The sequence below is a fragment of the Mycolicibacter hiberniae genome (assembly GCF_010729485.1).
In the GTDB taxonomy this organism is placed as follows: Bacteria; Actinomycetota; Actinomycetes; order Mycobacteriales; family Mycobacteriaceae; genus Mycobacterium; species Mycobacterium hiberniae.
The window spans coordinates 3,737,036-3,761,278 of the sequence record NZ_AP022609.1 but is presented as its reverse complement, the minus strand read 5'-3'; the positions used below and the strand labels follow the sequence as shown (position 1 = coordinate 3,761,278).

General features: G+C 69.4%; 15 protein-coding genes. 8 read left to right on the top strand and 7 right to left on the bottom strand.

Annotated elements, in window-relative coordinates; all coding sequences use genetic code 11:
• The 4 genes from G6N14_RS17675 to G6N14_RS17660 all read right to left on the bottom strand — a co-directional run bounded on the left by G6N14_RS17675 (position 1) and on the right by G6N14_RS17660 (position 4,465).
• Complete coding sequence (locus G6N14_RS17675; protein ID WP_085136167.1) at positions 1 to 1,020, bottom strand: CobW family GTP-binding protein; 1,020 nt, start codon at positions 1,018 to 1,020, stop codon at positions 1 to 3.
• Positions 1,021 to 1,078: 58 nt separating this feature from the next.
• Positions 1,079 to 2,593, bottom strand: a complete 1,515-nt coding sequence (locus G6N14_RS17670; RefSeq protein ID WP_407663140.1) for a serine hydrolase domain-containing protein — start codon at positions 2,591 to 2,593, stop codon at positions 1,079 to 1,081.
• 32 nt (positions 2,594 to 2,625) lie between these two features.
• Positions 2,626 to 3,609 carry a PE-PPE domain-containing protein gene (locus G6N14_RS17665; protein WP_085136168.1) on the bottom strand — a complete coding sequence of 328 codons (984 nt, stop codon included), beginning with the start codon at positions 3,607 to 3,609 and terminating at the stop codon, positions 2,626 to 2,628.
• A gap of 163 nt (positions 3,610 to 3,772) precedes the next feature.
• Positions 3,773 to 4,465: a TetR/AcrR family transcriptional regulator gene (locus G6N14_RS17660; protein WP_085136169.1), complete on the bottom strand. Its 693-nt coding sequence runs from the start codon at positions 4,463 to 4,465 to the stop codon at positions 3,773 to 3,775.
• A 101-nt stretch (positions 4,466 to 4,566) separates the two neighbouring features.
• On the opposite strand from G6N14_RS17660, the gene G6N14_RS17655 reads away from it, so the two are divergent.
• From G6N14_RS17655 to G6N14_RS17630, 6 genes are all read left to right on the top strand, one after another.
• Positions 4,567 to 5,700, top strand: a complete 1,134-nt coding sequence (locus G6N14_RS17655; protein WP_085136170.1) for a VOC family protein — start codon at positions 4,567 to 4,569, stop codon at positions 5,698 to 5,700.
• Complete coding sequence (locus G6N14_RS17650) at positions 5,697 to 6,635, top strand: fumarylacetoacetate hydrolase family protein (protein WP_085136171.1); 939 nt, start codon at positions 5,697 to 5,699, stop codon at positions 6,633 to 6,635. Before G6N14_RS17655 ends, G6N14_RS17650 begins: the two co-directional genes overlap by 4 nt.
• 13 nt (positions 6,636 to 6,648) lie before the next feature.
• Positions 6,649 to 8,223, top strand: a complete 1,575-nt coding sequence (mhpA, locus tag G6N14_RS17645; RefSeq protein ID WP_085136172.1) for a bifunctional 3-(3-hydroxy-phenyl)propionate/3-hydroxycinnamic acid hydroxylase MhpA — start codon at positions 6,649 to 6,651, stop codon at positions 8,221 to 8,223.
• Between the two features lie 10 nt (positions 8,224 to 8,233).
• Positions 8,234 to 9,424, top strand: a complete 1,191-nt coding sequence (locus G6N14_RS17640) for a cytochrome P450 (protein WP_085136173.1) — start codon at positions 8,234 to 8,236, stop codon at positions 9,422 to 9,424.
• A 123-nt stretch (positions 9,425 to 9,547) separates the two neighbouring features.
• A complete protein-coding gene (locus G6N14_RS17635; protein WP_085136174.1) occupies positions 9,548 to 10,525 on the top strand; it encodes a PE-PPE domain-containing protein in 978 nt (325 codons plus the stop codon).
• 173 nt (positions 10,526 to 10,698) lie between these two features.
• Entirely contained in the window at positions 10,699 to 12,078 is a 1,380-nt protein-coding gene (locus tag G6N14_RS17630; protein ID WP_085136175.1) for an acyl-CoA dehydrogenase family protein, read from the top strand.
• 5 nt (positions 12,079 to 12,083) lie between these two features.
• Here G6N14_RS17630 and G6N14_RS17625 read toward each other — a convergent pair whose 3' ends face one another.
• The 3 genes from G6N14_RS17625 to G6N14_RS17615 all read right to left on the bottom strand — a co-directional run bounded on the left by G6N14_RS17625 (position 12,084) and on the right by G6N14_RS17615 (position 15,221).
• The gene (locus tag G6N14_RS17625) at positions 12,084 to 13,586 is read right to left on the bottom strand and encodes a bifunctional phosphatase PAP2/diacylglycerol kinase family protein (protein ID WP_085136176.1); all 1,503 of its coding nucleotides are present in this window, start codon (positions 13,584 to 13,586) and stop codon (positions 12,084 to 12,086) included.
• A gap of 126 nt (positions 13,587 to 13,712) precedes the next feature.
• Positions 13,713 to 14,276 (bottom strand): TetR/AcrR family transcriptional regulator, encoded by a 564-nt coding sequence (locus G6N14_RS17620; RefSeq protein WP_085136177.1) that lies wholly within the window; start codon positions 14,274 to 14,276, stop codon positions 13,713 to 13,715.
• A 63-nt stretch (positions 14,277 to 14,339) separates the two neighbouring features.
• A complete protein-coding gene (locus tag G6N14_RS17615; protein WP_085136178.1) occupies positions 14,340 to 15,221 on the bottom strand; it encodes a lysophospholipid acyltransferase family protein in 882 nt (293 codons plus the stop codon).
• Positions 15,222 to 15,556: 335 nt separating this feature from the next.
• Between G6N14_RS17615 and G6N14_RS17610 the strand changes: the two genes are divergently transcribed.
• On the top strand, positions 15,557 to 17,209 hold the full coding sequence (locus tag G6N14_RS17610; protein ID WP_234808948.1) for a PfaD family polyunsaturated fatty acid/polyketide biosynthesis protein: 1,653 nt from the start codon (positions 15,557 to 15,559) through the stop codon (positions 17,207 to 17,209).
• 249 nt (positions 17,210 to 17,458) lie between these two features.
• Entirely contained in the window at positions 17,459 to 24,223 is a 6,765-nt protein-coding gene (locus G6N14_RS17605; RefSeq protein ID WP_163787219.1) for a type I polyketide synthase, read from the top strand.
• Positions 24,224 to 24,243 lie beyond the last annotated feature (20 nt).

Here is a 24,243-nt window from a genome sequence, read left to right as displayed (position 1 = left end):
CTAAATGCTGTACTGCCGCAGCCGCTGTAACCGTCGCATGCCGGCGGCGGCCACCTTCTCCGGCGCCGGGCGCAGGGCCACTTCCAGCCGTGCGCGAACGTCCTCGGTGTCCAGACCTGTGCCGATCGCGACGAGGTGGCTGCCGCCCGCTCCCGCGGGGGCGGTCGCGACGTGCACGGATGTGCCGACGACGTTGACCAGGTAGTGGCGCTTGCCGATCGCGACGGTGCCCTTCATCCGGTAGACGCCTTGCGGCGGCTGTTCGAGCAGGTCGATGAGCGGGCCGGGATCGACCGCTGCGGTGCCGACGACGGTGACCGACGACGCGTGCACGTGGTCGTGGTGCTCCTCGGCAGGCTCGTCGAGGAGCAGCTCCCGAAACGACATCTGCCCGGACTCACCGCCGTCGTCTGCGTCGAACAGCAAGCGCGGATCCACCCGACCTGCCACCGCGCCCACCACGTGGGCGTCGGGGTTGAGTTCGCGCACCCGGTCCTGCACCCGGCGAAGGGTCTCGGCACGCGCGTCCTCGGCGACCCGATCCAGTTTGTTGACCACCACCAGGGAGGCCGCGCCGTAACGCGGGGGCGGTACCGAGCCCGTGTCGACGGTCGCGAAGTGTTCCACGGCGTCCACGACATCGACAACGCCGCCGTGGCGGATGCGTTCCACCCCGCTGAAGCGGATCACGCGCGAAACCGCCCCCGGCTCGGCCACCCCGCTGGCCTCGACGATGATCGCGTCCAGTGCGAGCTTCGGGTCGGACAGCTTCTCCAGTGCCTCGTCGAGCCCGCCGTCGTCCGGCAGGTGGCAGATGCACCCACCGGCGATTGACACCGGCTCATCGACCTGGCCCGTGACCAGGCCTGCGTCGACGTTGAGTTCGCCGAAGTCGTTGATAACCACGCCGATTCGAGCTCCCGGCGCGCGCAGCACATGGTTGAGCAGGGTGGTCTTGCCCGCCCCGAGGTACCCGGTCAGCGCGATGACGGGGATAGCGGGCGTGTTGCGGTCGGCCACCTGGCCATTATCGGCGGTGCCCGGGCGGGGGTGTCACCAAGGGGGGAGTGGTGGCTGTTCAGCTGCCGTACAGATGCAGTGTCCGGGCGGTCACGGTGGCCACGTCGCCGCTGAGCCCCGCGATGGGCGGGCCCCCGCGCTGGTGGATCACGTTGGCGAGCACTATCACGTAGGTGTCCGACCCCGGGTCGATCCACAGCGTCACTCCGGTGAACCCGGTGTGCCCGAAGCTGCCGATCGGAAAGATCATGCCGCGCGGCCGGGAGTGGGGCGTGTCGATGTCCCAGCCGAGGCCGCGGAGGTCCTGTCCGCCGATCGCCGGATAGTTCACGGCGAGCAGGGGATCGGTCCTATCGGGTGAGCTTGCATTCGCCTGTTGTGCAGCGGCGTTCGCGGCCACGACCTGGGCGGCGTCGTGTCCGGGTTGCTGGGGTGTGGTCATCAGTTCCAGGGTCGACTGCCGCAGCGGAAACGGGCTCGGGCGCCCGGCGAGCCGATCGAGCAGGGCCTGGGCGTACCTGCCGATATCGCCGGCGGTCGAGAACACGCCGGCGCTGCCGGCCACCCCTCCCATGCGGCGTGCCGTCGGGTCCTGCACGGTGCCGCGCAGCAGTTGGTCGTAGTCGGGGTTGATCCCGGGGGTGTCTTCGTCGTGCGCCGTCGGAGCGATGCGGGCCAGCAGGTCGGTGCTCCAGGCGCCTGCCGGACACTCGCCGTCCGGGGATGCGTTCGCATCGAATGCGATGGCGGTACCGCGGAGCTGGTGTGGGCCGCAGGCGTTGGCGGCGGGCAGGTAGCGGGTGTCGGCCATGCTCAGTGGCGCAAAGACGTTGTCCCGCACGTAGGTATCCAGCGGTTGGCCGGTCATGGTCTCGACCAGCGCACCCAGGATGATGAAACCGATGTCCGAGTAGTGGAATATTTCGCCGGGGCCGAACTCCAGCGGTGCGGTCAGTGCCCGATGCACACCACCGGCCTTGTCGGCCTCGGTCAGGCCCCACGGGCCCTGGTGGCTCAGATCGCCACCGATCCCCGAGGTGTGGGTGAGCAGCATGCGCAAGGTCACCTGGGCGCGTCGGGGGTCGTTGGTCTCGTTGAACTCCGGCAGGTAGGTCTGGACGGGTTCGTCGATCTGGACCCGGCCCTGTTCATAGAGTTGCAGGACCGCGACGGCCGTCGCGAGGCACTTCGTCAACGACGCGAGGTCGAAGATCGTGTCCTCGGTCATCGGTTCGGCCGGCGCGGGTGAGCCGTCGAGAGCGGGTTCGCCGTCGAGCTTGCGCGCGCCGAAGGCCTGGCTGAACACGACCGTGCCGGCGTGTCCGATCCGGACCACCGCACCCGGCAGTCGGGGCACCGCGATCGCGTCGTTGATCAGCTGAGCGACCGGCGCGACCAGTTCCGCGCGCGGGAGGTAGGGCGTATCGACACGGGGTGGGGCGGGCGCCGTGACGGCTGGGAGGGTGGCCGGCGGCGGATGATCCGGGTGGCTGCACGACGGCACCGCGCCGACGATGAGCGCGACGCTTCCCAGGGCGCAGGCCCGGGTGATGCTCGAGCGCGACACTGTCACAGCATCGACGGTAGCCAGCCGTTCTCTGATTGTTAGGCGTCCACCGGGAACCAGAAGTCGAGCGTCTGCTCCACCCCACCCCAATCGATGCCCAGCCAGTCGCCGAAGAAGTCCTCGATGTTGCCGAAGGCGCTGTAGAACGAGGCCACGACGGAGTAGAAGATGCCCTCCCACCAGCTGCTGTCCACCAGGCCGTGGCTCCAGGCGTTGAGCCAGGCGCCGAACTGGTCGAAGTCGGACGAGATGTCGATGTCGGTGATCAGGCCGTCGGCGGTGGCGGTGTGGTTGGCCACCTGCTCGGGGGTGAGCCCCAGATACATCATGTGCTCGTAGAGCAGGCCGAGCGGCGAGGTCGAGGTGTTGTCGGCGACCGGGTCGCCGGGGATGGTGTAGGACGTGGTCGCGAACAGGTCGTTCGGGGTCTGCACGCCGGACAGCAGCGAGGTGCCCAGGAAATCGGGGAGCGGCCCGTCGCCGCCTGCACCGGGCGATATACCGTCGGCGCCCACCGGGTTCCCGATGAAGACGAAATGCAGCGCCTGCGGGTCCACGCCGTCGTGCGCCAGCTGGGCCATCGCGATCGAACCGGCCGTGGCGCCCTGCGACCAGCCGAAGATCCACAGCGGGTTCTCGGCGTCGTAGGCGTCGGGATTGGCGGCCAGTTCGGCGTGCACCGCCCGGACGATCTCGGCGGCCCCGACGAAACTGCTGTGGTCCTGCTGGATCAGCGCCGGGGTGGACAGGATGCGCAGCGGAGCGTCGCACACCGCGGCGCCGACGACGCAGGTGTCCAGATCGTCGCCGCCGTCGAAACCCAGCGGCTGCAAGAACAGATCCGCTGCGGTCTGGGCGAACGTGGGCGAGGGGGTGGACAGCGTCGTGGGTCCGACGAAGAACGCGGTACCGGAGAGCAGGGCCACGTCGACATGGGTGGCCTGCGCGACCGGTGTGGCGAGCACCCCGCCGGCAACCGTGCCGGCGAGTGCGATCGGCGCGAGGGCCTGGGTGAGCTTCACGGAGCGGCCTTCCGACGGGGGCACACAGTCACCTGTAGCTAAAAATGAGACGAGTAAATCCAAAGTTCCAGCTGAGCGCGATCATCGCAGGGGCACTCGACCGAAGTCAATGGACCTCCGTCAATACAGCCGGGTCGTGCAGGCGCCGGCGAGCTCGCCGCGGCTAGAGCGGGGCCCCGAGCGCCGGCGAATCGCGCAGCGCCGACAGATCGGGTAACGGCTTGCCGCAGATCTCACGGGCTTGTTCGGGACTCATGCCGAAGGTCATCAGCAAATGCTCGGTGGCCTCATCGACGGCCGCTTCGGTGTCGCGGTCGGGCCGGTGACTCAGCAGCGTTCCCAGTCCGACCAGCACCCCTCCGGCGATGGCCAGGCCCAGTTCGGGATCGGAGAGTGTGAAGCGTCCCTGCTGGACAGCCGCGGTGATATCGCGCAGTGCGCGCGGCGACAGGCCGCGGTCGGACAGGATCAGCGTGCCGCTGTTGGCCAGCAGCAGCGCGGTCTCTTGGGGGCGTTGGCGAAACAGCCGACCGGTGAGGCGGTAGTTGGCCGCGAACGCCTCGGCGGGGTCGGCGATGTCTTCGGTGTAGCTGTCCAGCAGGGCCCCGATGTTGTCGAGGGCGTCGGTGACCGCTGCGGCGAAGAGTTCTTCCTTGCTGTCGAAATGGTTGTAGAAGGAACCCATGCCCACGTCGGCCGCCTGGGTGATCTCGAGCACGGGCACCGCGAGCCGGCCTTGGGCGATGAAGCCCTGCGCTGCCCGGATCAGGGCGGCGCGGGTACGCAGCTTGCGTCGTTGGAGTCTGTTGGGAGGGCCGGTCGCCGGTTCGGCGACGTCGCGCGGGGGCGCATCCATGGGTGCAGGCTAGCAGGCAATTCAGTCCTGATGATTTCGTCAACACTGTTGACTGATGCTTTGGTCGTATGTGACGATTTCGTCAGCTTAGGTGAGGGGCGATGGTGCAAGACGTGGACGACGGGCACAGGCATCTGCACAGCGAACGCGGCGCGGTTCGGGGCGAACACCCCGGCCGCGCCCGCGACCCGCTCATCCGCGTGGTCGACATCGCCTGGCTGGAGTTCGACAAACCCGACCTGCTGCGCGCCGAGGCATTCGCCCGAGCCTTCGGATTCAGCGTCGCCTACAGCGATCCCGGTCAGGTGCACCTGCGCGGCACCGATCCCGGAGCGCCCTGCGTGTTCCTGCGGCGTGGGCCCCAAACCCGCTTTGCCGGCTACGCGCTGCGCGCCGCCGATGAGGCCGACGTCCGCCGGTTGGCCGACAAGCTCGGGGTGCCCGTGCGCCGCCTGCCCGAATCGGTCGGCGGCGTGGGAGTCCCGCTGGCCGATCCCAGCGGGACCGCCGTCACGGTCGTCGCGGGCATGCACACGCTGCCGGCTGCGCCCACCCAAGCCCCGCAGCTCGCCAACATCGGGGGCGCCACGGCGCGGATCAACACCGGAGTGCGCCCGCTGCGGACACCGGCCCGGGTGCAGCGTCTGGGGCACGTCGTCCTGCAGTCCACCCGCTATCTGCAGACGCTGAACTGGTACCTGGAAACGCTGGGGATGATCGTCAGCGACTTCCTCTACTTTCCCGGGCAGCGCGACCGCGGGCCGGCCATGAGCTTCATCCGCTGCGACCGCGGCAGCATCCCCACCGACCACCACACCCTGGCCCTGGCGCTGGGCCCGGCGAACCGGTATGTGCACTCGGCCTATGAAGTCGCCGACCTGGACGCGTTGGCCGCCGGCGGTGAATACCTGCACGAGCGCGGCTACGTCCGGTCCTGGGGCATCGGGCGCCATATCCAGGGCAGCCAGCTCTTCGACTACTGGCGCGATCCCGACGGCTTCCTGGTCGAGCACTACGCCGACGGCGACGTCTTCGACAGCTCTGTGGAGCCCGGATGGGCGCCGTTCACCGCCTCAGGCCTGGCCCAATGGGGCCCGCCGGCCACCAAGGACTTTCTCGACGCCGGTCCCCGCTCGGCAGGACGCCAGGCGGCTGCCATGCTCACCGCCCTGCGGCACGACAACGAGTTCGACCTCAACCGCCTCATCGGCCTGCTGAAAGTAGCTGTCTCATGACCGTTTCCGTCCTGCGCACCTCCGACGCCTGGTGGGTGCGCACGCCCACGGGTGCCGCCAAGATCGCCACCGCGGCTACCAGCACCGCCGAGCTGCTCGCCGACCGGGCCGCGATCGAGGCGGCCGCCGCCGCCGGAGGCACCGTCGCCGTTGAAGACCTGGACTTGCTGGCGCCGGTCACCGCGCCGTGCCGCGTCGTGGCGCAGATGACCAATTTCGAATCCCACGTGATCGACTCCGGAATGGATCCCAAGTCCATTCCGCTGACCTTCTTTCGCAAATCGTCGGCGTCGGTGAATGATCCCTACGCCCAGATCATCCGGCCGCCGCACGTGCGCCTGCTGGACTACGAGGTGGAGATCGGCCTGATCATCGGCCGGGACATCCCGGTCGGCACCGTGATCACCGAGGCGAACCTGGCCGACTATGTCGCCGCCCTGACCATCACCAACGATGTCTCCGCCCGCGACGTCCAACTGCCGCAGACCCAGTTCTACGAAGCCAAGTCCTACCCGACCTTCACCCCCGTGGGGCCGGCGCTGGTGCTCGTCGACGCCGCCGAGCTGGCCCGGTTCGGCGACCTGCGGCTGCGATTGAGCGTCAACGGTGAGGAACGCCAGAACAGCCTGGTGGAAGGCGACATGCTGTACCGCCCCCTGCAGGCGCTTCAGGCACTGACCCGGTTCCAGCAGCTGGCCCCCGGCGACCTCATCCTGACCGGCACGCCGGCGGGAACCGCGCTGCGCGCCCCGGCCAAGCCGATCGAGCTGATCGGCAACCTGCTGCCGCCCGCGGTCAAATGGAAGGCCTTCTTCGCCCGGCAGGCCAAGAACCGCAAGTACCTGCAGCACGGCGATATCGTCGAAGCCTCCATCGCCACCGACGACGGTGCCATCGACTTGGGGTCCCAGCGGCTGACGGTGTGTCACACGTGACCCGCGGCATGCCATGACGGTGCCTGACGCGCACCGCGGTGGCGACCGAGTCACGGTCGCGATCGTGGGTGGGGGCCCCACCGGTATCACCGCTGCCACGCTGCTGGCCCAGTACGGCATCGACACCCTGGTGCTCGAGCGGTGGGCGCAGGTCTACCCCCAGCCCCGGGCCGTCCACCTCGACGACGAGGTCTACCGAATCCTGGCGCGGCTCGGTGTCGCCGACGCATTCGCCGCGATCTCCCGCCCGGCCAAGGGGCTGCGGCTCATCGACCGGCAACAGACCGTGCTGGCCGAGTTCAGCCGCGACACCGCATTGACCCGCAACGGCTTTCCGGCGGCGAACATGTTCGACCAACCCGAGCTGGAAAAGCTGCTGCGGCAGAACCTGACCCGCTTTCCGAATGCCCGATTCCGCGGCGACACCGAGGTGCTGGAGATCGCCGAGGCCGCCGGCGGTGTGGAACTGCGGATCCGGGAGCGGGCCGGTGGCCGGGAGTCGCGAATCACCGCCGACTATGTGCTGGGCTGCGACGGCGCCAACAGCATGGTGCGCGAGGCGATCGGTGCGCGGATGCGCAGTGGAAAGTTCGACCAGCGTTGGCTGGTGATCGACATCGGGTGCTCGATGGACCTGCATCAGTGGGAGGGCGTGCATCAGGTCTGCGACAGCCGGCGCGCCGGCACCTACATGCGCATCGGCCAGGACCGGTATCGGTGGGAATTCGCCTTGGCAGAACACGAGTCGGTCGCCGACTTCCCGGATCTGCCCGCGCTGCGGCCGTTGATCGCACCCTGGACGCGCGGGGTCGCCGACGCCGACCTGCGGCTGCTGCGGGTCGCCGAGTACACCTTCCGGGCCCAGATCGCCGACCGGTGGAGAGCCGGGCGCGTGTTCCTGCTCGGTGACGCCGCGCACCTGACCCCGCCCTTCATCGGGCAGGGGATGGGCGCGGGACTGCGCGACGCGATGAACCTGGCCTGGAAGATCGCCGGACACCACCGCGGCAGTTGGACGTCGAGGGTGCTGGACAGCTACGAGACCGAACGGGCCCGCCATACCCGACAGCTGATCTCCTTGGCGCTCACCGTCGGACATGCCATGACCGCCGGCGGCGAACTCGGCACTGCGTTGCGGCGCCTGACGCTGCCGAGGGTGCACCTGGTGCCGGGGCTGCGCGCCAAGATCACCGACTCCCAGACCCCGCCGCTGCGTTCTTCGCCGATGGTGCGCCGGACCGCGAACACCCGCCGCATCGCCGGGCGGCTGTGCCCCAACGTGCTGCTTGAGACGGGGCGCCGCCTCGATGAGGAGGTGGGCCGGGGATTCGGTGTCGTGACTACGGCGCGGCTCACACCGGATCAGCAGTGCCTGGTCGCCAGCCGGGGAGCCCGGACGGTGTTCGCGGCCCCGGGAACCGAACTGGCCTGCTGGCTGAGCCGGCATCGGGTGAGCGCCGCCGTGGTGCGGCCCGACGGCACCGTCCTGGTGGCCGGACGCGACGTCACCGCACTGTGCCGGGCGGTGCCGCGCTTCGCCGATGACCGACCCGCGCAGGGATCTGCCCATGCGCACCCGGACGAATAGGAACCACACTGTGCCCGCGCGCTCCAGTGACGTACCGGTGTACCGCCGCAGCGTCTACAGCCGGTCGGCGATCCTCGACCCCTATCCGCATTACCAGGCTTTGCGCGCCCTCGGCCCCGTGGTCTGGTTGCCGCGGCAGCGGGTCTACGCCCTGCCCCGCTACGCCGAATGCAAGGCCGCGCTGCGCAACGACGCACTCTACAAATCCGGGCACGGGGTCGCGATCAACCCGCCCACCAATCGCCTCTCCCGAGGCACCACCCTCAACAGCGACGGCGCCGAACACGACCGGCGGCGCAAACTCCTCGCCCACCGGATGATGCCCCGAGCGCTGCGCGCCCTGGCCGACAACGTCGATCAGCGGGCCCGGGACATCGTCGAGCGCGCCGTGCGCCGCGGAAACGTCGATGCGGTCCCCGATCTGGCCACCGCCCTGCCGCTGGCCTTCGTCCCCGATCTGGTGGGCTGGCCCCACGATCAGCGCGACCACCTCCTCGACTGGGCGGCAGCGACATTCGATGTCCTCGGGCCAATCAACTGGCAGGCCGCCAAAGCTGTTCCCCGCAGCCTGCAGATGCTGCGCTTCGCCCGCCGGATCGCCGCCCGGCGCGACGTGCTGCCCGACAGCATGGCCCACGACCTGCTCAGCTTCGTCGACGAAGGCGCACTGGGCATGGAAGAGGTCGCACCACTGCTGATCGACTACCTCGGACCGTCGCTGGACACCACGATCAGCGCCATCGCCAGCGCGATCCACCTCTTGGCCACCCACCCCGATCAGTGGGCGATGCTCAAGGCCGACCCGGCATTGATTCCCAACGCGGTCAACGAGGTGGTGCGCTTCGAATCGCCGTTGCGGGCCTTCACCCGCAAAGTGGCGCACAGCCATGCGGTCGCCGGCGTCCGCCTGCCCGCGGGCGCCCGGGTACTGCTGATCTACGCCTCGGCCAACCGCGACGAACGCGAATGGAACGCCCCGGATGTCTTCGACATTCGCAACGACGCGGGACGCCACATCGGGTTCGGCAACGGCGCTCACGCGTGCGCCGGCCAGGGCCTGGCCCGGCTGGAGACCGCCGCCATCCTGACAGCCCTGCTCGATCTCGTGGACCGCATCGAGGTGACCGGCGAACCGACCTGGGCGGTCAACAACATCATCCGCCGCCATCGGCACCTGCCGGTGCGGCTCGTCCCGGCCTGAGCGGCTCGGGTCGTCTTCGCGCAGTCGCTGCGCGTTGACGCACCCGGGGCGCCCCTGCCATGATCGCCACAGTGACCTTTTAAGGTTTCCTGAGTATTTATCCAGGTATCGCGGGGAGTGCGGATGCAACCAAGGAAAGCCCTGGCGCCGATCGCCGCCGCGAGCGTGATCGCCGCCGGTATCGCCGGAACCCCGGTCGTCCGGGCCGCCCACGCGCCTGAAGTCACCCTGCTGGCGGACACCGCCATCTTCGTCGGCGGCACCATGCTGCCCACGCCGTCGCCCACCTTCGCCCAGACCGCGGCCGATCTCTTCCTGCAACCGCTGGGCTTCGATGCCGGCGACGACCCGACGGTGTGCGTGATCGGTGCCGGTGATTGCGACGGCGCGCTGCGGGTGCTGACCACCCCGCAACTGTTCCTGCAGGGTTACAGCAGTTACGCCGGGGCCGCCGAGATCGTCCGAGCGGTGCACGCCGAGCTCAACGCCAACCCGGACGCCTACGACGCCGACAACCCGCTGTGGGTGTTCGGCTACTCGCAGGGCGCCACGGCCAGTTCGATCGCGATGGCTCAGCTCGCCGACGACGGCGTGGACCCCGAGGCGCTGCACTTCGTGTTCATCGGCAACCCGTCGAGCCCCAACGGCGTGTGGGCCAATTCCGTCGGTGAGGTGTCGCTGGCCAACGACACCTCGCTGTTGTACGGAAATCTGACCCCGAACAACGCGTTCACCACCACCGTCTACAGCTTCCCCGGTGACCCCGTCGACGACTACACGTCCACCTCCATCCTCGGTACGTTCTGGGGACACGTCATGTATCTGGGGCTCACCCCCGAACAGGTCGCCGACCATACGGCCACCGCCGACGGCTTGATCACCAACATCGGCATCTCCGGCGACATCGACCAGTTCAGCGCCTGGATCACCGCGTTGGGCAACGGGTTGATCGACAGCGGCTGGTGGGTCAGCATGTTCAACTCGATCGTGGAGATGGTCTACGCCGGTTTCGGCAGGATCGAAGACTTCTTCACCGACTGGATGGGCATCGACTGGGGTGGTGTCGAGGACACCCTGGACTACTGGTTCCCGCTGGTCTGATCCGGTCAGGGCCCCGCAGTCCCTGCTCCTGACTCCCCGATCTCTCACAGCCCGGCGCAGACGACCGTGCGCACCGCGCGGCAAGGTGTTTGACACACCGGCGAAGCGGCAATCCAGAGGCCGTCGGGCCGGCGACATCGATGCCGACCGCAGCAGACGGTAGGGGACGGTGCATGGCCTTCGACCTGACTCCGACAGCGGCGCAGCATGATCTGGCGCGCCGTACCCATCAGTTCGCCGAGTCGGTTATCCGGCCGGTCGCCCTGGACTACGACCAGCGCCAGGAATTTCCGTGGCCGGTTCTGCAGGAGGCGGCCGCCCGCGGGTTCTACAGCCCGCTGTTCTACCGGGATCTCATCGGCGACGCGACGGGACTGTCGCTGCCGATGTTCATGGAAGAACTGTTCTGGGGCTGCGCCGGGATCGGTCTGGCGATCGTGATGCCGGCGTTGGCGCTCTCGGCGATCGGGCAGGCCGCCACACCCGAACAGATGTTGCAGTGGGCGCCCGAATGCTTCGGTACGCCCGGCGATCTCAAGCTCGCGGCGCTGGCGATCTCCGAACCCGAAGGCGGTAGCGATGTGCGCAATCTGCGCACCACCGCCCGCCGCGACGGCGACGACTGGATCATTGACGGGCACAAGATGTGGATCGGCAACGGCGGCATCGCCAACGTGCACGTGGTCAACGCCGTCGTCGACCCGGAACTGGGCCACCGCGGCCAGGCCTTGTTCGTCGTCCCCGGCGGCGTGCCCGGGCTGGAAATGGTGCGCAAACTCGACAAGCTGGGCTGCCGGGCCTCCCACACCGCAGAACTGCGGTTCGACGGGGTGCGCGTTCCGGGCGAGAATCTGCTCGGCGGCCAAGACAAACTTGACCACAAACTCGCCAGGGCCCGCGAACTCGCCGCCGGGGCTGTGCGGCCAGACTCGGCGACACTGAGCACCTTCGAGCAGACCCGGCCGATGGTGGCTGCGCAGGCAATCGGGATCGCGCGTGCCGCACTGGAATACGCGACTGATTACGCCACCCGGCGCCACGCCTTCGGCGGGCCGATCATCGACAACCAGGGCATCGCCTTCCCGCTGGCCGAGCTCGCCACCGCGGTCGACGCGGCGCGGCTGCTGACCTGGCGGGCGTCGTGGATGGCGGCCAGCGGCATCGAGTTCTCCCGCGGCGAGGGATCGATGGCCAAGCTGGCAGCCAGCGAGACCGCGGTGCGCGTCACCGAGCGCGCCGTGCAGACCCTGGGCGGATGGGGTTACATCAACGACCACCCGGTGGGAAAGTGGTACCGAGACGCCAAGCTGTACACCATCTTCGAGGGAACCAGTGAGATTCAGCAGATGGTGATCGCTCAAGCGCTGGGTGCGTCGGTGGGCACACCGCCACTGCACGTCGAGATCGAGCCGTCGGGTGGACCGTTGAACCGGATGTTCGGTCGCGGTACGCCGTTACGCACTCGGGCGGCTGCCGGCGCGTTGGCGATGCAGCACCGTATCCCCGCACCGGTGCTGCGGGCAGCCATGAAGGTGCTGCAGCCACCGAGATGAGTCGGCTATCGGCGCCCGGCTGAGGGCAGGGGACGATACACCTGCAGGGCGCGGTAGCAGACGGTGAAATCTGCTTGGCTGCAGTCAGTGTCGACCTCGCCGTCATGCGCGATCGGTACCGGTCCCTCGACGGCGGTGAAGCGGAACTGCGGGACCCGCAGCTCGTGATAGAGCCGGCTGCGCTGCAGCCGTCCGGTCAGCACCGCCCCCAGGACCCGCAGGGTGGACCACCGCCGCCCGGCTTCCAGGATGCGTACGTCCAGCAGCCCGTCGTCCATCCGTTGCCGCACCGCCGGGGCGAAGCCGTCGGGCTGATACGCCGAGTTGCCGAGAAAGAACAGCGACGTCTGCACGGTCTGGTTGTCGAATTCGATACGTACGGGCTGCTCGCGGCGCAGCGTCATCAGCATTGCGTACGCGCTGGCCATCGGCTTGCCGAGCTTGCCCTGCAACCGGTCTCGACGCCGGACGAAGCTCGGGTAGGCGCCGATGCTGGCGGTGTTGATCACGGTGGTTTCGGAGTTGAAGCGCACCACGTCCACGCGCGAGAGGCTGCCCTCGGCGATGGCACGGATGGTTTTGGCGGTGGTGTCGCAGCCGATGTCGCGGGCAAAGTGGTTCAGGGTGCCCCCGGGAAACACCGCCAGCGGCATGTCGTGTTCTACCGCCACGTGAGCGGCTGTGGCGACCGACCCGTCGCCCCCGGCGATCGCGAGCACCTCGGCGGTATCGGCGGCGCGCCGCAACGCCTCCGCCAAGTCGTCGCAGGAGTTCACTTCGACGACGGACAGGGCCGGCAGGGCTTTGCGCACCTGCGCTGCCACCTTGGCGGCGCGCCCGCCGCCCGATTCGGGATTGACCACCATCGTCACGCCGGCTCCGTCGGGGCGCCCGGTCGCGGGGACACGCAGCGCGGTGGCGCGCTGTGGCGGCGGAGCGGCAATCGGCGGCACCAGCTTTGCCCCCAAGACCGCGATCGAGGCGCCGATGCTGAACCCGGCCAGCACATCACCGGGGTAGTGGGCTCCGGTGGCGATCCGGGACAGTCCGACCAGGGCGGCCAGCCCGGCCACCGGCAGACCCAACAGAGAATTCTCCAGACCGACCCCGATGGCGAACGCCGCTGCGCTCGCGGCGTGCCCGGAGGGCAGCGAGTTCGACAGCGGGCGCCGGCGGGCGCGCCGCAGCAGGGGCACCAGCAGAATGTTTGGCCGCTCCCGCGGCTGGATGCGCTTGATCACCTGGTTGGTCACCAAGCTGGTGAGCGCCAGGCTGACCACGCCGCGGGCTGCGGCGCGCTGCGTGGCCTGGCCACCGGTCACCGACATGGCTGCGGCCAGCGCCAGCCACAGTTTGGAGTGGTCGGCCGCGCGGGTCAGCGCGGGCATGGCGGTGTCGAGCAGTCGGCTCGGCGAATGTGCGATCGCCTCGAACACCTCGGCGTCGAGTTCGGCGAGACCTTCGGTGATCTGCTCGAGGCCGGAACGACGGCGGGGAAACGGTGTCATCGCTAGTTCGGCCACGGCAGTGCTCCTGGGGTCTGAGAGGCGCCGTCGCAGGCGCCGTACCGGGAGCCCTATACCCATTTGGCGATCGAGAAACTCGCCCGGTGCTCGCCCACCGGCGGGGGAGCCTCAGCTGCGCACGGTGATCAGCCGGGTAGCGGCTTCGACAGCGGCCGCCCGGCGTGCTGCGACGGTGGCCGCGTCGTCGGTGGCGGCGTCGGGGTCCAGCCAGGTGGCCCAGGCCATGCCGATGCCGAAAAGCATGACCAAAAGCTCGTCGGGATCCCAACGGGGATCGACATGGCCGCCGGCCTGCGCGGCGGCGATGACGGCGGATCCGATCGCCGGCAACTTGTCCGGGTCGGGCGGGATGAGTTCGAGCTGCTCCAGCCGCGCCCAGGTGATCATGCGGATGTGTTCGGGATGGGTGCGGGCGAGATCGAAGATGTCGCCGACGAACTCGGGCAGCGCTTCGGGTCGTGGGACGACGGCACCCAGGAACTGCGCGGTGTCGGCGGCGACCACTTCGCGGAACAGGTTCTCCTTATCCCCGAAGTGGGCGTAGAGCCGCTCCTTGCTGGCCCGGGCTTCCTTGGCCACCCGGTCGATGCGGGCGCCGGCCAGGCCGTACCGGGCAAACTCTGCGCGAGCCGCGGCGAAGATCTCGTCGCGTAATTCCGCTCGGTTGCGCATCGAGGGAATCCTAGCGAGCGGTGCGGCGTCGAGGGCCGTTGAAACGACGCGCAGGGACCCCGGTCATGAGGCCGGCCGAGCAGCTGATCGCCACGCCAGCGGATTGAGCGCGCGGTAGGGGTCGGCGGCACGGATGTTCTGCAGGTCGAGCAGATCGGCCTCCAACTGTGCCGCGGTGTCCTCTTTGACCTGCGCGATCCAGGCGTCCGGGCTGACGTCCGCGGGCCGGGTGGTGGTGATCGCCGGTCCGAAACGCAGGTACATCCGTTGCGCGCGGGGCAGCAGGGTGGGGCCGACACCGCGCAGCAGCGGCATTGCCATGTCGGGCCGGCCGTCCAGGCGCCGACTGATCCACTCGCTGGCCCGGCCGTAGAGCCCGTCGCGGGTGGTCATGCTGGTGTAGAGGTCGTCCCCCCCGATGAGGGCGGCGGTCACGATCGGGTACTGGTGCTCGATGGCCACCCGGGCGAATCCGTAGCGGTTGTCCCACCGCAGCTGGTACTGCTCGCCTTTGAATTTCGCGATCTCCCGCCCGCCGCCCGGGAACACCAGAATCGGCTCGTTGGCCGCCATGAGCGCGGCGGCGGCCTCGGGAGACCCGATGACGGCGCCGTAGGCGGCCAGCAGGTCTGCCTGCAGCTTGCCGCCCTTGCCGAACTGGCGGTCGGCCAGGGCGCGCACCTGTTTTCCGAGGGCTTGGCGCACGAAATAGGGGATCAGGATTATTTCGGCGGCCGGGACCTGCGTGTGGTTGCCCACCAGCAGAAAGCGCCCGTCGGCCGGCAGGTGCTCCAAACCCTCGACGTAGGGCTGATACAGGCTCATCACCGGTTCCAGGCCGTCGGCCGCGGCCGTCAGCACCGTCCGCAGCAGCCGCTCCCGCGGGGTGCGCGGCGAGCGTTGGGCGAGCTCTTCGGGTGAATCGATCACGGCGGTGCCGGTCATCTGCGTGGGGTCCTTTCTGGGTCCGGGCGGATGGACGCCCCGGGGTGGGCGGGAAGCCTGTATGGCGCCGGTCCGTATGGAAGCAGACTAGCACAAAGCCGAACGAACTAGTTTGTCTGGAAAGTGGGGCCGGGAATGCTCCTAAGACGCGTGGCCGTCCGGCCAGGCTGCTCGGGCGCCGTGCGTGACCCGGTGGGCGCTGTTTTCCCACTGGGTAAGCGCCCACCGCCGGCGCGGGACCGGTCCGTGAGAAAATCGCTTCGTTTTCCCGGTCTGTGCGCGTGGACAGCTCTGCGCCGCTCGCAATCCATTCCGGTGATGGAGAGGAACCTACTGTGAACGAGCGACCTGGCGCCGTACTGGAGCAACGGAGCGGGCCGGGCGGCAGCCCCGGCCTGGGGTGGCGCCCCACCGCCGCGCCGGCCGCATTTGCTCCCGACGACATCGCCGACATCATCGGCAACGTGCGCCACCCCGTTCATGTGGTGCGCGAAACAGCCACCGGGATGCTGGGCCTGGCCCTGGGCGGTGCGGTGGTCGGCGCCGGCGAATCCGAATTGTCGCTGGTGGGAACCCTGCCCCCGATCTACCCCGAGTGGCTCGGAGACCGCGAGTTCTGCGAGGCACACGGGGTTCGCTTTCCCTATGTGACCGGGGCGATGGCGAACGGTATCGCGACGCCGGCGCTGGTCATCGCGATGGCCGAAGCCGGAATGATGGGCATCTTCGGCGCGGGCGGGCTCTCCTACGAAGCGGTGGAACGCGGGCTGGACGAGATCCAGGCCGCCCTGGCCGGCCGGCCGGGCCTTGCCTGGGGCGCCAACCTGATCCACTCGCCCAACGAGGTCTCGCTGGAGACACGAGTGGCGGAACTGTTCATCCAGCGCCGGGTGCCCGTCATCGAGGCCTCGGCCTTCATGAAGTTGACCCCGGCGGTGGTGCACTGCGCACTGGCCGGCCTGGACACCGACCCAGCCGGCAACATCGTGCGGCGCAACCATGTGATGGCCAAGGTGTCCCGGCCCGAGGTGGCGCGCATGTTCATGCAACCGGCGCCCGCGGCGCTGGTCTCCGCCCTGGTGGCGTCCGGAAAGCTGACCGAACGGGAAGCCGAACTGGCCCAGTATGTGCCGGTTGCCGAGGACGTCACCGTCGAATCCGACAGCGGCGGGCACACCGACAACCGGCCGTTGCCGGCACTGTTCTCCGAAATCGTCATGCTCCGCGACGAGCTGGCCCAGCAGCACGCGCTGCACCGCCGGGTGCGGGTGGGCGCCGCCGGCGGCCTGGGCGCACCGCAGGCGGTGGCCGGGGCCTTCGCGATGGGTGCGGCCTATGTCCTGACCGGGACGGTCAACCAGGCCTGCGTGGAGTCCGGACTGTCGCCCGCCGGGCGCGCCATGCTGGCCAAGGCGGGCATCGCCGACGTGATGATGGCTCCCGCGTCCGACATGTTCGAAATGGGCGTCAACCTGCAGGTGCTCAAGCGGGGAACGATGTTCGCTCCGCGCGGCAAGAAGCTCTACGAGTGGTATGCGGGCAATCCCGACCTGTCCAGCGTGGTCGCCAAGCACGGCCCGGAGCTGGAGAAGATCCTGGGCGCCTCGGTCGCCGAGGTATGGGAGGACACCCAGCGGTACTGGCAGCAGCGTGACCCGGCGGTGCTGGAGCTGGCGTCACGGGATCCGAAGTATCAGATGGCGCTGGTCTTCCGCTGGTATCTGGGTCAGTCCAGCCGGTGGGCGATCAGCGGCATCCCCGAGCGGGCTCTGGACTACCAGATCTGGTGCGGCCCGGCCATGGGCGCATTCAACAGCTGGGTGGCGGGCAGCTACCTGGAGCCGTGCGAGAACCGCCAGGCCGTGCAGGTCGCGCTCAACCTGCTCGAGGGGGCGGCTCAGGTGAGCCGCGCCAGCGCGGCGCGTTCCTGCGGCGTGCCCGTTCCGGCCAAGGCCTTCGCCTTCGCTCCGCGCCCGTTGGCTGTGTGATGCGGGCTCAGCCACTGACGCGCCGGAGGAGCGGCAGGGTTAACAGCGTCACGTTTGGGCAGATGACTGTAGCCTATGCGTCGGCCCAGGTCAGCACGCATCCTGTGTGAGACCTGCGACTCTCTGATAGTGTCCCGGCAACGCTTGCCCATCGGGGACGATCAGTGACCTCCTACCTGTGACTCACGTCACTGATGGCAGAACATAGGCATTCGATGCATTGCATCAAAGCCCTCGTTAAGGAGATCTGTGGAAGCCAAACACCCACCTGTCGCAGTTGTCGGCGTCAGCGCACTGTTTCCCGGGTCTCCCGAGGCCGAGCGATTCTGGCGCAACATCGTCGAGGGTGCCGACCTGTTCTCCGAAGTGCCGGAGTCGCACTGGCGCGTCGAGGACTACTTCGACGCCGACCCGCGCACGCCGGACAAGGTATATGCCAGCCGCGGCGGGTTCTTGCCGCCCGTCGACTTCGCACCGATGGATTTCGGCATCCCGCCCAACGTGGTGCCCGCGACCGACACCGCCCAACTGCTGGCCCTGAGGGTCGCGCAGCAGGTTCTGGAGGACTACGCCGGCGGCGACATCTCCAGCATCAACCGGGACCGCGTCAGCGTGGTCCTGGGCTCCTCCGGGGGCACCGAGATGTCCGGATACATGAGCGGCCGCCTGCACCGCCCGACCTGGGAGCGGGGACTGCGCGCCGCCGGGCTCTCCGGCGACGAGCTGGCCGCCTTCAGCGAGAGCGTGGCCGCCGGTTACACCCCCTGGCAGGAGAACACCTTCCCGGGTCTGCTCGGCAACGTCATCGCCGGCCGCATCGCCAACCGCTTCGACCTGGGCGGCACGAACTGCGTCGTCGACGCCGCGTGCGCCAGCTCCCTGGCGGCGATCGAGATCGCCCTGCACGAGCTGTATCTGCGCGAGGCCGACATGGTGATCGCCGGAGGCGTCGACGCCTTCAACGACATCTTCATGTTCATGTGCTTTGCCAAGGTCACCGCCCTGTCACGCACCGGTGACTGCCGCCCGTTCTCCGACCAGTCGGACGGGACCATGCTGGGCGAGGGCCTGTCGATGCTGGCCCTCAAGCGCCTGGACGACGCGGAACGGGACGGCGACCGCATCTACGCCGTGATCCGCGGCATCGGCACCTCCTCGGACGGTCGGGCCAAGAGCATCTACGCCCCGAGCCCCGACGGTCAGGCCAAGGCCCTGCGCCGTGCCTACCAGGCCGCCGGGTACGGACCGGAGACGGTCGGACTGGTCGAAGCCCACGGCACCGGCACCAAGGCCGGCGACGTCGCCGAGTTTGCCGCGCTGCGCCAGGTGTTCGACGAGTCCGGCCGCGCCGACCGTCAATGGTGCGCCGTCGGCTCGGTCAAGTCGCAGGTCGGTCACACCAAGGGCGCAGCGGGCGCCTGCGGCCTGTTCAAGACCGTGATGGCGCTGCACCACAAGGTGCTGCCCCCCACCATCAAGGTCGACCGGCCCAACCCAGGCCTGGAGATCGAATCGTCGCCGTTCTACCTGTCGACGCAGACCAAGCCCTGGATCGCCGACCAGAATGTGCCGCGGCGGGCAGCGGTCAGCGCGTTCGGCTTCGGCGGCACCAACTTCCACATCACCCTCGAGGAGTACACCGGCGCCGGCAAGCACGCACCGCGCTTCCGGTCCTGGGACTCCGAACTGGTCATCCTCGGGGCGGACTCCGCGGCGGCGCTGTCGGCTCAAGCCGCCGAGCTGGCCGCATCCCTGGTCGACTCCCCGGACATGCTGGGCTACCTGGCGCAGAGCACCCAAGCGGCATACGACGCCACGCGCCCGCACCGCCTGGCCGTCGTCGCCGACAGCGTGGAGAACCTGCGGACCATGCTGGGCGAAGCCGCGGGCAAGCTGGCGGAACCGGGCGCCCAAGCGTTCAGCTCGCCGAAGGGCTACTACTACTCGTGCCAGCAGGCCGGCCCCGTCGCGTTGCTGTTTCCCGGCCAGGGCAGCCAGTACGTCGGCATGGGTGCGGACATCCCGCAGCTCTTCGAGCCGGCACTGGCACCGTGGGAGCTCGCGCGCGCCGGCCTGCTCAACGCCGACCGCGATCTCCACGAGGTGGTCTGGCCCAAGACGGCGTTCTCCGACGACGAGCGGACCGCGCAGGCCGCCGAGCTGACCAAGACCGAATGGGCGCAGCCGGGCATCGGCGCGCACAGCCTGAGCCTGCTGTCGATCGTCCGCTCGCTGGGCATCGCGCCGGTCGCGGTCGGCGGGCACAGCTTCGGCGAGGTCAGCGCCCTGTGCGCGGCGGGCGTCATCAGTGACGACGTCGCGCTGCTGATCGCCCGCGCTCGGGGTGCGCTGATGGCCCAGGCCGCCGCCAGCAGCGATGGAGCCATGTGCGCGGTGACCGCCCCCGCCGACCAGGTCAGCCGGCTGCTCGGCGAGTGGGGGCTGCCGGTGGTCATCGCCAACCACAACGCGCCCAACCAGGTGGTGCTCTCCGGCGACAGCGCGGCGATCGCCGATGCCGCGCAGCGTTTCAGCGCCGCGGGCATCAACGCGCGGCTGCTGGATGTGGCAACAGCCTTCCACTCCGAGATCGTCAGCGCCGCGGCCACCCCGTTCGCCGCGTACCTCGCGGGCATTCCGTTCGGGGTGCCGCAGGTGCCCGTCTACGCCAACGCGACGGCCGCGACGTACGCCGGCAGCGCCGAGCAGATGCAGGCCACGCTGGCCAACCAGATCGCGCAGCCGGTGCGGTTCGTCGAACAGATCCAGGCCATGTGGTCCGCCGGCGCCCGCACCTTCGTCGAGGTCGGCCCCGGCCAGGTGCTCACCAACCTCGTCGGCAAATGCCTGTCCGGCCAGGAGCATGTCGCGGTCTCCCTGGACGCCAAGGGCCGCAACGGGATCCGCTCACTGTGGATGGGCCTGGCCCAGCTCGTGGCCGCCGGCGTCCCGATGAACTTCGGAGCCTTGTGGGCGGACTATCGTCTCGGCGACGACCCGCGGACCCGGCCGGTGCCCAAGCTGACCCTGAAGCTCAACGGCACCAACTTCGGCCGACCCGAGATCAACGACGAGCCGGTGCGCCGAGCCGTCGACAAACCCACCCCCCGTAGTGACCACAACGGCCACGCGACCGTATCGGAGCCCACCATGACACCAGCTGACCCGACCGTTCCCGCGGCGAACGGGTTGCCGGCACATGTCCCGACGCACGTTCCGGTGCCGGTTCAGGCAGCGCAGGTCCCCATGGTCACGTCACCGCTGATGTCCGGCCCCGGCGCCGAGATGGTGACGCACATGGTCGGAGCGCTGGGCAGCATGCAGCAGACCATTGCCCACCTGCAGGGCCTGCTGCAGACGCTGGTCTCCAGTACCGGAATCGCGCCGGTCACCCAGCTGGCCTATCCCGCCGCGCCCGCGGTGGTGCAGCCACAGCCGGTGCCCGCCGTCGCGGCGGCGCCTGCTCCGCCGGCGGCCCCGCACCACGCGGCGCCCACCGTGCCGGCCCCGCCTCCCGCACCGGCCGCGAACGGCGCGTCGGTGATGCCCGCGGCGCCCGCGGTCCACAACGGCACCGCCACGGCGCCCCCAGTTCCGGCGCCCCCGGTTGCTGCGCCGGCGCCGATGCCCGCGCCGCCCACAGCGCCGGCGTTCCGCAACGGCGCTCCGCCGGTGCCGGCTCCTCCGGTTGCGCCGGTGGCGCCTGCGCCTGCTGCGCCGGTCGCTGCGGCTGCGGGAGTGGATCTGGTCGGGGACATGCTGGCGGTGGTTGCTGACAAGACCGGCTATCCGGTGGAGATGCTGGAACTGTCGATGGCGCTGGAAGCCGATCTGGGGATCGACTCGATCAAGCGGGTGGAGATCTTGTCGTCGGTGCAGGAGCGGGTGCCGTCGTTGCCGGAGGTGGACACCGCGACTATGGCCTCGCTGGTGACGCTGGGCGAGATCGTCGACTACCTGCAGTCGCTGTTGGGTCCGGCGCCCGCGCCGGTGGCCGCCGCCGCACCTGCCGCACCTGCGCCCGCTGCGCCGGTGGCGCCTGCTGCGCCGGTGGCGCCTGCGCCTGCTGCGCCGGTCGCTGCGGCTGCGGGAGTGGATCTGGTCGCCGAGATGCTGGCGGTGGTTGCTGACAAGACCGGCTATCCGGTGGAGATGCTGGAACTGTCGATGGCGCTGGAAGCCGATCTGGGGATCGACTCGATCAAGCGGGTGGAGATCTTGTCGTCGGTGCAGGAGCGGGTGCCGTCGTTGCCGGAGGTGGACACCGCGACCATGGCCTCGCTGGTGACGCTGGGCGAGATCGTCGACTACCTGCAGTCGCTGTTGGGTCCGGCGCCCGCGCCGGTGGCCGCCGCCGCACCTGCCGCACCTGCGCCGGTGGCGCCTGCGCCTGCTGCGCCGGTCGCTGCGGCTGCGGGAGTGGATCTGGTCGCCGACATGCTGGCGGTGGTCGCCGACAAGACCGGCTATCCGGCGGAGATGCTGGAACTGTCGATGGCGCTGGAAGCCGATCTGGGGATCGACTCGATCAAGCGGGTGGAGATCTTGTCGTCGGTGCAGGAGCGGGTGCCGTCGTTGCCGGAGGTCGACACCGCGACCATGGCGTCGTTGGTGACGCTGCGCGAGATCGTCGACTACCTCCAATCCCTGATGAATGCACCACCACCGGATCTGGTGGCGCACAACGGCTTGTCGGCAGGTGATCGCGCCCCTTTTGAGTTAGCCGGAGCGGGGGTGGCGCGCTACGCGGTACGCGCCACCGCCGCTCCGGTGAGCGGGATGGGGATGCCCGGCCTGTACGCGGCCAGAACCGTCGAGATCGTGACCGCACAGGCCGCCGAGGACGCGCTGACGCAGACAGCCCAGGCCCTGGCCGCGATTCTGGTCAGCCACGGGATCCGCGCGATCACCGTGCCCCAACCCAGTGCCGACACCGAGGCGGTCATCCATCTCGGCGGCCTGCGGCAAGCGCCCACCCGTGCGGAGGCGCTGGCCGTCAACCGGGTGCTGTTCGCCGACGCCCACCGCATCGCGGCGCAATTCTCCGAGCGCGGCGGTGTCTTCGTCACCGTCCAGGACACCGGCGGCACCTTCGGGCTGCTCACCGACCCCGGCCAGCGGGCCTGGTCGGGCGGGATCGGTGCGCTGGCCAAGACCGCCGCCCAGGAGTGGACCAGCGCGCAGGTCAAGGCGATCGACATCGCCGTGGGGCAGCAGTCTCCCGCCGCGGTCGCCGAGCAGCTGGCCGCCGAGGTCTTGTCCGGTGGCGTCGAACTGGAAGTGGGCCTGGGAAGTTCCCACGGACGGATCACCGTCGTCGCCGGCCCCAGGCAGGTGGCCACCCGCACGCCCCGCATCGGCCAGCACGACGTGATCCTCGTTTCGGGGGGCGCCCGCGGCGTGACCGCCGGATCGGTGATCGCCCTGGCTCAGCAGACCCAGGCGGCTTTCGTGCTGATCGGGCGCACCGAGCTGCGCGATGAGCCGCCGGAAGCCCACGGGCTGACCACCGGCGCCGAACTCAAGCGGGCCCTGTTGGCCAGCGCGGCGGCCCAAGGGCTCAAGGTCACCCCGAAGGACCTGGAGCAGCAGACCCAGCGCATCCTGGCCGACCGCGAGGTGCGGGCGACGCTGGCGGCGCTGACTGCCGCGGGTTCCCGGGTCCGCTACGCCGCCGCCGATGTCCGCGACGCCACCCAGCTGGGCGCGTTGCTCGACAGTGTGCGCCGCGAATTCGGCCCGATCACCGGCCTGGTCCACGGTGCCGGCGTGCTCGCCGACGCGCCGCTGCACAAGAAAACCCTCGACGGGTTCGACCGGGTCTTCGAGACCAAGGTCGGCGGCGCGTGTGCGCTGCTGGACGCGACGGCCAACGATGCGCTCAAGGTGATCGTGCTGTTCTCGTCGGTGGCCGCGCGCAGCGGCAACGTGGGACAAAGCGACTACGCCATGGCCAACGAGATCCTCAACAAGGTGGCACTGGCCGAACAGGCGCGGCGCGGACCGTCCTGCCTGGTGCGGGCGTTGGGCTGGGGTCCCTGGGATTCCGGAATGGTGACCCCCGGCCTCAAAGCGATGTTCGAGTCCCGCGGAATCTCGTTGATCCCGCTCGCCGACGGTGCGCAGGCGTTCGTCGCCGAGGTCCTCGACGGCGAGACGGGAAGTCCCGAGGTGACTCTCGGTGACGGTGTGCTGGCCGGACTGCCCACCCATCCGCTACCACCCGAGGGTCGTGTGGCAAGGGTGCTGGCACATGTGACTGCGCAGCCGTACCTGCTCGACCACCGGGTTCAGGGCAATGTCGTCCTGCCCGTCGTGCAGGCCCTCGAATGGTTCATGCGGATGGCCGAGGCGTGCCGGCCCGGGCACTACGTGGATCGTGTTCTCGATCTCAAGGTGTTGCGGGGCGTGACACTGCACGAGTTCGAGAAGCACGGCAGCGTCCTGACGGTGCGTTGCGTGCCGCACGAGGATCAGCCGCAGGCGTTGACCATGACACTGGCCGATGCCGACGGATCCACCGCGTACTACTCGGCGAGAATCGAGATGCGTTCGGGCGCAGCGGCGGTCCCGACCATCGCGGCGTCGGCGCCCGGGCATCGCAGGCTGGACCGCAACGCGTGCTACACCGGCGGGGCACTGTTCCACGGACCGGCGTTCCAGGTGCTCGACGGCATGGACAGCGCGGAGTCGACCGCCACCGCCGACCTGTCCGGTCTGCTGTCGGTGGGCTGGGCCGGGCAGGGCTGGGCTACCGACCCGGCCGCCCTCGACGGATGCCTGCAGGCCGCCCTGGTCTGGAGCTACGAGCTGCTGGGCCGCAACGTCCTGCCACTGCGGGTGGGCGAGATCGTGCGATACCAGTCCGGTGCGCTGGGCTCGGGATTGCGCTGCGTGCTGTCCAACGGTGACGCCAAGACCAGTCGCGCTATCTGCGACCTCGACCTTCTCGACTCCGACAACCAATTGGTCTGCAGCCTGCGACGGCTCGAGCTGTACCCGTACGGCGGCTGACTCGACAACGGTTGATTCGA